Here is an 11,696-nt window from a genome sequence, read left to right on the forward strand (position 1 = left end):
TATGAAAGCAATTTTAAAGTTTACCGCAAGTATTATGGGTTTAGGCCTACTTGCAGGATGTGACAACAGTATTGATCACTCAACGATTCGTAAACAAGGATTTGTCTCTTGTGGACACAGCTCTCCTGACTCATTTAACCCGCAAATAGTTGAAGGTGGGTTTACCGATGAATCTCTAAGCCCTCAGATCTACGACTCTTTACTTACTCTTGATCCTACTTCTTTAAAACCGATAACGAATATTGCCTCGTCATGGACAGTAGATCGCGATGGAACGGTATACACATTCAAACTGAGACACGATGTCGAATTCCAGACAACCGCTTGGTTTACTCCGACAAGACCGCTAGATGCTTCGGACGTTGTTTTCAGCTTTAGCCGCATTATTGATAGCACCAATTCTTATCACGACATTGGTGATGCAAGTTACCCATGGTTTGAAAGTATTGATTTTAGTAACCTTCTGCAAAAAGTCGAAGCATTAGATTCTCACACTGTCCAGTTCACATTAAGCACAGCAGACAATACCTTTCTCTCTAATATTGCAACTACGCATGCAGTTATTCTTTCTCGTGAATACGCTCAACAACTAGAAAAGAGTGGCCAGAAACAACGTATAGATGAACAGCCTGTGGGTACGGGGCCTTTCTATTTATCAGAATACCAAGTAGGAGATTTAGTCCGACTAAAAAGACATCAGAAATATTGGCAAGGCACTCCTGATTTAGAACAAGTCGTTTTTGACATCTCATCGCGTGGCACTGGCCCTTTAGCTAAGTTATTACGTAGAGAATGTGACGTATTGTATGCTCCGTTATCTAGCCAAATTCCAATAATAAAACAAGATGAAAATTTAGTACTGGAAGCGAAACCTTCGATGAATGTTTCATTTATCGCAATCAATACTGACCACCCTGCCCTAAATGATCCGCGTGTAAGAAAAGCCTTAAGTTTATCCATAAATAGAAAGAGTATATTAGACTCCGTGTACTACGGCACCGGAGAACAAGCGTATTCGCTGCTTCCTCCTAGCTCTTGGGCTTACGAAAATGATTCGAACCAAATTCGATTCGATAAAAATTATGCCTTAGGTTTACTAAAAGAAGCTGGCTACATGACTGGGCTACAATTATCCATGTGGGTGCCACTGGAAGCGACTCCTTTTAATCCTAGCCCAAGAAAAACAGCCGAATTAATACAATCTAATTACGCCGATATTGGCATAGAATTAGAGCTATTTACCAGCGACCGATTTAACCGAACCGACTTAAATACTCATGCGTCTATGGATTTAATTCTTACTGGATGGAATGCAAGCACTGGAGACCCAGATAATTTTTTGCGGCCATTGCTTTCGTGTAGTGCCGAACAATCAGGGTTAAATGTTTCCATGTGGTGTAATCCAGATTTTGATTTTTTGTTAGATCTGGCAAAAGAAACCAATCAAGAAAGATACCGACTAAACTTATACAAAGAAGCGCAATATATAATGAATGAAGAAGTTCCTATCATTCCTCTCGCGCATGGGGCGCAGTTTTTAGCCTATCACGAGTCGCTACAAGGCTTTGAATCTAGCCCTTTCAGCACTCAGAGCTTTCATAAAGTCAGGAGAGTAAAATAGATGTTTCGTTATACTATTCGTCGTTTTAACCTCTTTGCCATCACCTTGGTAATGTTGACCATTGTTGGTTTTAGCATTACTAACTTGGATCCAAATTCGCCATGGGCTGACATGAATTATCTGCAAGGATGGGCGCGTTATGTTCAAAATTTATGGCATCTAGATTTAGGCATTAACAAACAAGGGACGCCTATCATCGATGATATTGTTGTCGTGTTTCCTGCCACACTGGAATTAGTTTTCATCGCCTTTGCACTTGCTCTGCTTATTGGTCTTCCATTAGGTACTTTGGCTGGTATGCGCCAAGGCAAGATGATAGATAACGTGATTTCGTTTGTATCGATGTCAGGTTATTCTGCTCCATTATTCTGGGTGGCTTTACTATTGATTATGTTCTTTTCACTGGATCTAGAACTTCTGCCCGTTTCTGGGCGATATGATTTGCTTTACGAAATAGATCACGTGACTGGCTTTGCTATTATTGATGCCTTTTTGTCTGATCGACACTATCGTTCCGAAGCCTTACAAAGTGTATTAGGCCATTTAATACTGCCTTGTTTAGTATTAGCCTTAGCACCAACCACTCAAATTATTCGTCTAATGCGCGCTTCGGTTGCTGAAGTAATGACGCAAAATTACATCCGTGCCGCGCGAATTAAAGGTTTATCCAAATGGGAGATCGTCGCCCAGCATGTGGTTAGAAATGCCTTACCACCTATTTTTCCTAAATTTGGCGTTCAGTTATCTAGTATGCTTACTTTTGCTATAATCACTGAGTCTATTTTCAATTGGCCGGGTATTGGTAGATGGCTGCTCAATGCGTTATCAAATCAAGATTTTGCATCTATTCAAGCCGGCGTTATTGTGGTCGCGTCTTTTGTATTATCCGCCAATATTTTATCTGACCTGCTCGGCACGTTAGCAAACCCATTAGTAAGGAAAGAGTGGTATGTTAACCAATAATATTTATCAAGAAGAACATATTCCAACTCAGTTTGAACGTTTTGCTAAAAGTTATAGAAGTAATACTTTAGCTATGTTTGGCATGTGGTGCCTATTTATTGTCGTTCTCGTCACTATCACTTCTCCATGGATAAGCCCACACGATCCTAACTTACAAACCGGACATTTACTCATTCCTCCCTCCTGGGCAACCGAAGGCAGTATTGACTATTTTTTAGGTACCGATGACCTTGGCAGAGACATCCTGTCGCGAATTTTAATTGGCTCCCAATACACGTTTGGCGCAGCAGTATTGGTTACTTTCATTGCAGGCATTATTGGTTGCTTTATTGGCATTTTAGCCGGAATGACCAAAGGGCTACTATCCAGTACGTTAAACCATATGCTTGATGTAATCATGTCTATTCCTTCGTTGCTGCTGGCCATTATATTTGTCGCCTTTTTAGGCTTTGGCGAGTTTAATATTTTATTAGCGATAGGGCTGGCTCTGATCCCTCGATTTATACGTTCTATTTACACCGCGATACACAGTGAATTAGAAAAAGACTACATCATCGCGGCTAGACTCGATGGTGCCGATGATATTTATTTACTGATCAATTCCATTTTTCCTAATATTTTGTCGATTATCGCTGCCGAAGTTACTATGGCGATTACCATTGCCATTATGGATATCACGGCATTAGGTTTTCTAGGATTAGGTGCCCAATCACCTAGCACAGAATGGGGCTCTATTTTAGGTGATTCAGTGGAACTTATTTACCTTGCTCCATGGACGGTGACGCTTCCGGGACTTGCCATTATGTTTACGGTTATCTCAATCAATTTAGTTGGTGAAGGTGTTCGACAAGCCTTAAATGCAGGGGTCGAATAATGCCTTTACTTGATTTTAGACATCTAACGATAGAAATAGAAACACCACATGGTTTGGTTAAAGCCGTCGATCGTATGAGCCTAACCATTCAAGAAGGTGATATTCGTGGTTTAGTTGGAGAATCCGGTTCAGGAAAAAGCCTGGTGGCCAAAGCTATCGTTGGCATCTGCAAAGAAAATTGGCGTGTTAGTGCCGATAGAATGCGTTTTGGCGATGTGGATTTATTGCAATTAACCGCAAGAGAGCGACGAAAAGTCATTGCTCGAGATATTGCTATTATTTTCCAAGAACCCTCAACTTGTTTAGATCCATCCGAAGCAGTTGGTAATCAATTAGCCGAATCAATACCGTCTAAAACCTTCCAAGGTCGATGGTGGCAGCGCCTAAAATGGCGCAAAAAACAAGCGAAAGCTTTATTACATAAAGTGGGCATCAAAGATCATCGTCGAGTCATGGGCAGTTACCCGTACGAACTAACAGATGGTGAGTGCCAAAAAGTAATGATAGCGATGGCAATAGCAGCCAAACCTAGAATGCTGATCGCAGATGAACCAACCAATGATTTAGACCCAATTACTCAGACTCAAATACTCAAATTGTTGAGCCGGATGAATCAAGTACACAATACAACCATATTATTGATTGGTCATGATTTAACCACCATTACTCAGTGGGCAACTCGTATTACGGTGATGTATTGTGGTCAGTCTGTTGAATCGGCTGCAACCAAGCAAATACTCACTAAACCTAAGCATCCGTACACTGTCGCACTACTTAAAGCGATGCCGGACTTTAATAATTGGATCCCTCATAAACAGAAGCTGCAATCGTTACCCGGCTCTATTCCTCCTTTACAGCATTTACCAATCGGCTGTCGATTGGGGCCTCGTTGCCCTTATGCTCAACGACAATGTGTGGAGATACCGTATTCTAAAATCATTAAAGGACATAAATTTTCCTGCCATTTCCCGCTTAATACGGAGACAAAATAATGCATGAGTCCTTACTTGAAGTTAACGACTTATCCAAACGCTTTGTTACTCGTTCTGGTTTATTTAGAAAAAAAATCAACCACGCAGTAAAGCCTTTGAGCTTCACACTTGAAGCGGGACAAACCATTGGTCTTATTGGCCAAAATGGTTCGGGAAAATCAACACTGGCGAAAATGTTAGCGGGAGTGTGCGAACCATCAAGTGGTGAAATTAAAGTTAATGGTGAAAAACTAGAGCACAAAGATTATTCAACTCGCTGTAAATTAATTCGCATGATTTTCCAAGACCCTAATAGTTCTCTCAATCAGAGAATACAAATTGGTCGCATATTGGAAGGCCCATTGCGAAGAAACACCGAGATGACGGCTAGCGCCAGAATGCAGAGAGTAAAAGATACGTTAGTTCGGGTCGGTTTATTACCTGAACATGCCTATTTCTATCCGCAAATGCTCGCAACAGGACAAAAACAGCGTATATGTTTGGCTAGAGCGCTTATATTACAACCATCAATTATCGTGGCAGACGAAGCGCTTAATGGCTTAGATATGGCTATGCGCTCGCAAATTATCAATTTGTTTTTAGATTTACAGGATGAGATGGGGGTTTCGTTTGTTTATTCTTCGCAGCATATTGGTATTGTTAAACATATTACTGACAAAGTGATGGTGATGCATGAAGGTGAAGTGGTTGAGTATGGCGAAACCAATCAAATACTAACCAGCCCTAAACATGCAATTACGCAAAAATTAGTTGAAAATCACTTCTACAAAGCACCAAACTATAACAAAGGCTAAAAAAAAGCGGTGATATTCAATCACCGCTTTAGTATTGCACAATTACTAATCTGAACCATTACTAGCCCATAACCTCTTAGCTTTTATGTATTTTTTGTGTCTGCTTTTTGAGTTCAAAATCAAACTCATCAGGAAATAACACCACACCTTCTTGGTCAATATTTGGAAAAACAACAATGGCCAGTTCATCGTCTGCTAAACCATGAGTCCAACGACTATGCCACTTGGCCACAGAGATACTTTCTGCAACGCAGTTTTCCCATTCGCCCGTACTCCATTCAGTAGCGAACGCTTGGCTAGGCCAAACAGGAACACAGTCTTCGTCTTCGGTATTGAGCATTACGCAACCGTGTTCATCTGTTAGTATCCAAACTTGGCGATTCGTTGCTATCTCTTTTATGCAATATTTTAGACGCTGTTCCGCATCAAGATTGCTTATTGCATTATTGTCGAGCTTATCAACCATATATACCTCGGTGTTTACGCCAATTCGTTTTGAAGCCAAGGCCAGCCTTGTTTCTTACGGCTTAACGTATTTTCCATCATTAACATGCCATTTTTCTCATGCTGCACTAACTTCTCACCAAACTCACCTTTATACAGTAAACGAGTGGTCGCAGAAGTAATATCCGTTAACATAACTGCAGCAAAGGCTAAGCCTTCTTCATCACAACGACGTTGAAGATCCGCTTCTAGTGCTTCAATCATTCCGTCTACTTGCTCTAATGTTGCAAGTTCAATTTGGCCTACAACTACATCACGATCCATAAACGGGTACGCTTTCAGATCTTTCTCTACCAATTGAGCAGCATTAAGCCCTTGGATATCAGTCTTAGCGATTAATAAGTTCTTAATAAACGAATCTAAATCGGTCACTTGAGCAAATTTAGCTAGTTCTTCAACGGCTTCTTTGTCTTTTGGTGTACAAGTTGGAGATGCGAAACCAACTGTATCCGATAAAATCGCAGACATCATTAAGGTTGCCATTTCACGAGTGATGTTAACTTCTTCCATCTTCAATAAATTGAATAAAATGGTACAAGTACACCCTACTGGCCAAATCCACGCTTCTAATGGATTAATGGTCATCACATCACCTAAACGATGGTGATCGACAATACCAACAATTTCAGCATCATTGATGTCATCAGGAGCTTGAGATACGTCAGTGTAATCAACTAACCATACTTTTTCACCAGCAACGCTAGTGCACATTTCAGGAGCTTCCACTCCAGCTTGCTCTAAAATGTATTTAGTTTCACGGTTAAGCTCACCTTGACGACCTGGTTTTGCTTCTAAACCACGAGCTTTAAGTAACTCGGTGGCAACTAATGCACTACAAATGCTATCACTATCTGGGTTTTTATGACCAATAACTCGAATCATGTCATTTCCTATACACGTTTTTATTATGGAATGAGATCTTGTATGACCTACTTTCAATGACCGATACTTTACCTTATTTTTCACATTTGTCATTGGATCGATGATAAAAAAATCCGCTTAAAGCTAATAAAGCTCTATAGTCTCAACAATAATTAAAGCTATTTGAGGTTATAAGCTATTAGCGTTATTAACAAAACTTAAACATAGCACCGTCAATTAACGCTATTCGGCCGAGCTGATCGGCTGAAACTTTTAATTTGCACAAAATACGTTATGCTGATTATCTATTTGCAATCACAGAAGTGATGACGTTAATGGTTTTAGATATTTCCTGGTCCCAATTAGCCTTATTCTCTCTCACCTTGATCATACCCTTTGCTATTAATGTTCATTATCAGACAGCATTAGCCAAAGATATGGCAATTTCGATGGTAAGAATGGCAGTCCAATTGATTTTAGTTGGCTTGTATTTAGAATTGGTCTTTCAGACCAATAACCTATTGCTTAATTTACTTTGGATTATCGTAATGGTCACCGTGGGTAGCAGCGCTATTATTGGCAAAGCAAAGCTCCCTATGCGACTGCTTTTTTTTCCTGTTCTTTTCGGCTTGGTGGTTGGTTTAGCGCCACTGTTATATTTACTGGTGGTTATGGTTATTCAACCGGTTCCACTTTACAGCGCTCAGTACGTGATCCCGCTTGCTGGAATGTTGCTAGGTAATACGTTAAGCAGCAATATTGTTGCATTACAAAATTTATACGGTGCGTTCGAGCACAGAAAATCAGAATATGAAGCGTCTATTTCATTAGGCGCGAGTCCCAAATACGCTACGTTACCTTTTATAAGAACTGCGATGCAAAAAGCGTTTGCACCTATACTGGCTTCAATGACGGCTACTGGCTTAGTGACATTACCCGGTATGATGACAGGGCAAATTTTAGGCGGAGTCAATCCCATGATAGCGATAAAATATCAACTTATTATTTTAATCGCTATTTTCGTGATGATGTCTATCTCAGTAACAATTTCGCTGCAAATGAGCATAAAAAAGACCGTGACGCCTCAAGGTAGAGTATTAGTAAAATTTCAATAAAAAATACTTGCGATCTTTGATTCGCTTATTTTCATTAGCGTCTCACATTTTATCCACAGATATTGTGGATAAACAACTGTTCGAATTAAATATAAAGACGCTAATTTTTATTACCAATTGATTTAAAAAACCAATCAGAAGAACGAATAAAGACGGACATAGTCGGTTGATTTGTTTATTTTACTTGTTACTTTAGCCCAAAATAAATTGTACTAATAATAACCATTTTGTTCATAGCTAACAGTTCTCGGCATCGATTCTTGTTCCGATAGTCAATCCCATTTAATCTGAGACTAGAACTACACCTCAAGGACTCTAAAAATGAAATATACTCAAGAAAAGATGGCAGAACTCAATTTATTGCTACAATTTGATCTTAGTAGTGCGGCGACGGGTATTAAGGTTCACAATGATGCAGCACAAGAATTGCAAACGGCTGTGCAGAGCCTATATGCTAAAAATTTATGTACTTTGCCCGATGGAGGTTATTTAACCAGCGAAGGCATTGAAGTCGCAGAGCATGCAGATAAAATATTACGCGTTTTATCTGCATAAAAGAGGAAACGGTTATCAATCATAGCAACATTGGCAATATCGCCATTATTGGAGCCGGTTGGTTAGGCCAACCGCTTGCCACACAATTACTAGCCAACAAGCAGTTTGTTTATGCGACTCGTCGATCGGCAGCCACACTAGAAGAACTACGAGCCCACTCCATTCCTTGTTTCCAGTTATCACTGCAAGGTCACCATGCGCCCTTAAATGGACAAAATGATCCAGATTACACGACGCAAATTGTACAAGATCTTATTGACCGCGACATCGAGACGGTTATCGGGGTTTTTCCACCCGGCTTTCGACAAGGTGGTGGCGAAGGTTATGCCAATAATTGGAAAACTCTGGTCGACTGTTGCCGAAAGGCAAAGGTAAACAAGATTATTATGGTCAGTTCGACCTCGGTTTATCCAGATACATGTGCAACCATGATAGAAGCCGATGCATCATATGAAATAGCCGTAGATAACGATGACTATTCGAATAAAAGCCGAATAATGTTAACGGCTGAACAATCGGTACTCGAGTCCAAAATAGACTACGTAATTCTGCGTTGTTCAGGATTATTTGGTCCCAATAGGCATCCAGCGAGATTCGTCGCTAAATTATCCAGTATTAGCAATGTCGCACCAGTCAATATGGTGCATTTAGACGATGTGGTAAACGCGATTGAATACAGCTTAACTCATATTAATAATCAAATCGTTAATGTGAGCACTCCTAATACCGTCACCAAGTATCAGTTTTACCAACAAGCGTTACAGCATTACGCCGAACCTATTACCATGCCGGAGACTAACAGCGTTAATACCAAGCGAATCAGTGCAGAAAAATTATTAACAACTGGGTTTACGTTTAAGTTTGATAATGTGTTGGACGCATTAGCTCATTGTTAATCTATTGCACACACTCGGCTACATAACATTTATACTGCAAGATAAAAACTGCTAATGAAGGTGATAACAGGCTTGAAAGGTTATCAATGTGTTAACAAGCAAAGGGTAACACTACCCTTTGCTCATGATATACATCATCCATACAAAGTTAATTAACTGCGTATCTCTTGTCTAGATATTGTTCAAAATCACGACACATATCGTTATCTGAATCGGAGTTAGAAGCGATAACTTGACTTCCATCCACAATTTTAATCGATGCATTTAATGGTTGTACGGCTGCTCTGGTTCTATCGGCTAATGCTTTGATTTTGTCTAACTCCATTTGCCAAGCCTGCTCTGTACTCAAATTACATTCTTCGGCTAAGTATTTAGCGTTAAACCCTTCGCCAGTGAGTGCTTGTATCGACTGATTATGAGAAACACTATTACCTGCATGCCAGTAATGCTTCGCTAGCAAGGGACCAATTTCTGGGTTATCGGTCAAATAACCAAATTTACGCATAAAATACGCTCTGGTTTGATAAACTGCCATGTGAGCTAAAAGATACCCTTGATACGAACAAGCTGATTCATCAGACAGTAAATGAGGAATGGCTAACAAAGGTCTTGGACTACAAGATAAACCCAGAATTTTCTGTTCACAGCGACGAGCTAATTCAGTAACGTTCTCCGCGGTTAATTGGTCATCTTTAAGCTGATATAAAGCTCGCTCAAAATAAGGCACCACCAAAATACTGCGCTCTTCATAGGCTTTAAAAGGTTGTTTACTATCGACCATTGCTTTAATGATTTCTTCTGGCACTGATTCGCCATTGGCGTTAACCGCATATCGTTTAAGCCAATCTGCATCATTTAAAAGACTGTCACAGAACATTGATTGGGTTTCTGCGTACGCCATAGAAGTGGGAGCAAATTCTTGCGAAAAACACGGTGAATTCATTTTTACATTAGCAAAATGTGCCGCATGACCCCCTTCATGAAATAAGGTATTAATACCAGCATACCCACTACCAATTTGGTCAGGTTTAGCATTGCTTGTAAAGTTAACTTTAGCGGCAACCCAATCACCTTGGTTATAATACGATGGCACTGGACCGTGACAAAAGCCATTCGGGTACTTGCCTTTTCTGTCAAGTAGATCGAGGGTCAATTCAGCCGCCGAATAGTCAATATTTAAGCGGCCAAACGATTCGACCCAACGTCGCAACGACTTTGAGAATGGAACATATTGGTCTAAATCTCTCATTGCATCACCGGCGAATGAAAAAACAAAATTATGTGCACTTAATGCCTGCTCTCCTTGCTCGTTAGCTAATGTTTGTAAACTAGTTAAATGACTTTGCTGAGTTTGAGTTTCAAAGTCATCTAAAATAGTGAACAACTCGTTAGTACTCATTTGCTCTGTTTTCTCGATTGAATAGTCAAAAAATGTGTCATAACCAAGTGACTGAGCAAACTGATTTCTTAATTTAACTAACTGCAAGAATCCATTTTCTAATAGCCACTGCTCTAAATCCAGCAGCGCGTTGTGTGCCGAAAGTCTAACGTCTTCATTACTACTGGTACGAATAACTGCAGCCAATGTGGGTAGCGACCCTTCCACTTTCTGACCATTTTCATCGACATAATGCATTAAATGGTTTTGCTTTTTTTCAAACAAATCGGATTCAAATTGAATCAGCTGTGTTTTGAGATTTTGCGCTTCACTGCCTTCAATGGCATGAGATTGAAACATGGATAACCACCCTGTTAATCCGGTTTTGGTTTCGCGCTTTTCATCTTCATCTTGGAGCGACTCAGCTGCAATTAGCTGCTGCTTTATTTCGATAATCTTAGTCGGCTCGCTTAAAAATTGTGTCCATTTCGTTTGTGCTGCAGTCGATCCTGCGTGGTCATCACTTAATCCCATATACGTTTGCCAAAAAAAGTCTTCTTTTTCTTTATGAAGGATAAGATATTGTTGATTAAGTTGATTAAGGTAACGTGTTGCTGTCATGATATATTTTCACCTATTGAGATACTTATTTCATATTAACATGCCAAACTAAAATACGCTTTTTGCTTTTAGGGTTTTTCTATTATGATAGGCTAATTAATATAGCTTAGTGGCAAAAACGAAGGGAGTTAACATGGCATCAGATTTCTACGGCAGCAGCGCCGCGTACGCTAGAAAAGAGAGTGATTATCGAGATCGAGCGTTGAAGATGTATCCTTGGGTATGCGGAAACTGCGCACGAGAATTTGTCTATTCAAATCTAAGAGAACTGACTGTTCACCACAAAGACCATGACCATACTAATAATCCAAATGACGGCAGCAATTGGGAGTTATTATGTATTTATTGCCATGATCACGAACATTCCAAATATACCGACCACGACCAATATGGTACCGACATTACTCCAGGGCAAGATGAACATGAAAGTGCCACGCATAATCCGTTTGCTGATCTGGCTAAAATGATGAAGAAATAGACAAAAAATAAAAGCAGATTAACTTAATAAGCTAATCTGCTTTT

12 protein-coding genes are annotated in these 11,696 nt (G+C 40.0%); 9 read left to right on the plus strand and 3 right to left on the minus strand.

Features of this window, described 5'->3' with window-relative positions; all coding sequences use genetic code 11:
• Position 1: 1 nt before the first annotated feature.
• Genes sapA through ACLKML_RS19770 form a run of 5 tightly spaced genes read left to right on the plus strand, consistent with a single transcriptional unit; the run spans position 2 to position 5,244 of the window.
• Positions 2–1,621, plus strand: a complete 1,620-nt coding sequence (gene sapA, locus ACLKML_RS19750) for an ABC transporter substrate-binding protein SapA (RefSeq protein ID WP_413284668.1) — start codon at positions 2–4, stop codon at positions 1,619–1,621.
• Positions 1,622–2,584: an ABC transporter permease gene (locus ACLKML_RS19755; protein ID WP_413284669.1), complete on the plus strand. Its 963-nt coding sequence runs from the start codon at positions 1,622–1,624 to the stop codon at positions 2,582–2,584.
• A complete protein-coding gene (locus ACLKML_RS19760; RefSeq protein WP_413284670.1) occupies positions 2,571–3,458 on the plus strand; it encodes an ABC transporter permease subunit in 888 nt (295 codons plus the stop codon). Before ACLKML_RS19755 ends, ACLKML_RS19760 begins: the two co-directional genes overlap by 14 nt.
• On the plus strand, positions 3,458–4,450 hold the full coding sequence (locus tag ACLKML_RS19765) for an oligopeptide/dipeptide ABC transporter ATP-binding protein (RefSeq protein ID WP_413284671.1): 993 nt from the start codon (positions 3,458–3,460) through the stop codon (positions 4,448–4,450). Before ACLKML_RS19760 ends, ACLKML_RS19765 begins: the two co-directional genes overlap by 1 nt.
• Positions 4,450–5,244, plus strand: coding sequence for an ATP-binding cassette domain-containing protein (locus tag ACLKML_RS19770; protein WP_317715256.1), 795 nt, complete (start codon positions 4,450–4,452; stop codon positions 5,242–5,244). Before ACLKML_RS19765 ends, ACLKML_RS19770 begins: the two co-directional genes overlap by 1 nt.
• A gap of 76 nt (positions 5,245–5,320) precedes the next feature.
• On the opposite strand, the gene ACLKML_RS19775 is transcribed toward ACLKML_RS19770, so the two are convergent.
• A complete protein-coding gene (locus tag ACLKML_RS19775) occupies positions 5,321–5,710 on the minus strand; it encodes a DUF2750 domain-containing protein (protein ID WP_413284672.1) in 390 nt (129 codons plus the stop codon).
• 14 nt (positions 5,711–5,724) lie between these two features.
• Complete coding sequence (locus ACLKML_RS19780; RefSeq protein ID WP_413284673.1) at positions 5,725–6,630, minus strand: manganese-dependent inorganic pyrophosphatase; 906 nt, start codon at positions 6,628–6,630, stop codon at positions 5,725–5,727.
• Positions 6,631–6,944: 314 nt separating this feature from the next.
• On the opposite strand from ACLKML_RS19780, the gene ACLKML_RS19785 reads away from it, so the two are divergent.
• The 3 genes from ACLKML_RS19785 (at position 6,945) to ACLKML_RS19795 (ending at position 9,175) form a co-directional block, all read left to right on the plus strand.
• Complete coding sequence (locus tag ACLKML_RS19785; RefSeq protein WP_413285937.1) at positions 6,945–7,724, plus strand: ABC transporter permease; 780 nt, start codon at positions 6,945–6,947, stop codon at positions 7,722–7,724.
• A gap of 321 nt (positions 7,725–8,045) precedes the next feature.
• Positions 8,046–8,279, plus strand: coding sequence for a TIGR02647 family protein (locus ACLKML_RS19790; protein WP_317715259.1), 234 nt, complete (start codon positions 8,046–8,048; stop codon positions 8,277–8,279).
• Positions 8,280–8,326: 47 nt separating this feature from the next.
• Entirely contained in the window at positions 8,327–9,175 is an 849-nt protein-coding gene (locus ACLKML_RS19795; RefSeq protein WP_413285938.1) for an NAD-dependent epimerase/dehydratase family protein, read from the plus strand.
• Positions 9,176–9,323: 148 nt separating this feature from the next.
• Here ACLKML_RS19795 and ACLKML_RS19800 read toward each other — a convergent pair whose 3' ends face one another.
• Positions 9,324–11,174 carry a M3 family metallopeptidase gene (locus tag ACLKML_RS19800; protein WP_413284674.1) on the minus strand — a complete coding sequence of 617 codons (1,851 nt, stop codon included), beginning with the start codon at positions 11,172–11,174 and terminating at the stop codon, positions 9,324–9,326.
• A gap of 133 nt (positions 11,175–11,307) precedes the next feature.
• Between ACLKML_RS19800 and ACLKML_RS19805 the strand changes: the two genes are divergently transcribed.
• Positions 11,308–11,652 (plus strand): YajD family HNH nuclease, encoded by a 345-nt coding sequence (locus tag ACLKML_RS19805; protein ID WP_413284675.1) that lies wholly within the window; start codon positions 11,308–11,310, stop codon positions 11,650–11,652.
• Positions 11,653–11,696 lie beyond the last annotated feature (44 nt).

It is taken from the genome of Vibrio sp. MA40-2 (assembly GCF_047302445.1).
Taxonomy (GTDB): domain Bacteria; phylum Pseudomonadota; class Gammaproteobacteria; order Enterobacterales; family Vibrionaceae; genus Vibrio.

What these genes read in the sequence shown, in the direction of transcription:
- sapA (WP_413284668.1), top strand. Translation starts at nt 2, where the DNA reads ATGAAAGCAATTTTAAAGTTTACCGCAAGTATTATGGGTTTAGGCCTA.
- ACLKML_RS19755 (WP_413284669.1), top strand. Translation starts at nt 1,622, where the DNA reads ATGTTTCGTTATACTATTCGTCGTTTTAACCTCTTTGCCATCACCTTG.
- ACLKML_RS19760 (WP_413284670.1), top strand. Translation starts at nt 2,571, where the DNA reads ATGTTAACCAATAATATTTATCAAGAAGAACATATTCCAACTCAGTTT.
- ACLKML_RS19765 (WP_413284671.1), top strand. Translation starts at nt 3,458, where the DNA reads ATGCCTTTACTTGATTTTAGACATCTAACGATAGAAATAGAAACACCA.
- ACLKML_RS19770 (WP_317715256.1), top strand. Translation starts at nt 4,450, where the DNA reads ATGCATGAGTCCTTACTTGAAGTTAACGACTTATCCAAACGCTTTGTT.
- ACLKML_RS19775 (WP_413284672.1), bottom strand. Translation starts at nt 5,710, where the DNA reads ATGGTTGATAAGCTCGACAATAATGCAATAAGCAATCTTGATGCGGAA.
- ACLKML_RS19780 (WP_413284673.1), bottom strand. Translation starts at nt 6,630, where the DNA reads ATGATTCGAGTTATTGGTCATAAAAACCCAGATAGTGATAGCATTTGT.
- ACLKML_RS19785 (WP_413285937.1), top strand. Translation starts at nt 6,945, where the DNA reads ATGGTTTTAGATATTTCCTGGTCCCAATTAGCCTTATTCTCTCTCACC.
- ACLKML_RS19790 (WP_317715259.1), top strand. Translation starts at nt 8,046, where the DNA reads ATGAAATATACTCAAGAAAAGATGGCAGAACTCAATTTATTGCTACAA.
- ACLKML_RS19800 (WP_413284674.1), bottom strand. Translation starts at nt 11,174, where the DNA reads ATGACAGCAACACGTTACCTTAATCAACTTAATCAACAATATCTTATC.
- ACLKML_RS19805 (WP_413284675.1), top strand. Translation starts at nt 11,308, where the DNA reads ATGGCATCAGATTTCTACGGCAGCAGCGCCGCGTACGCTAGAAAAGAG.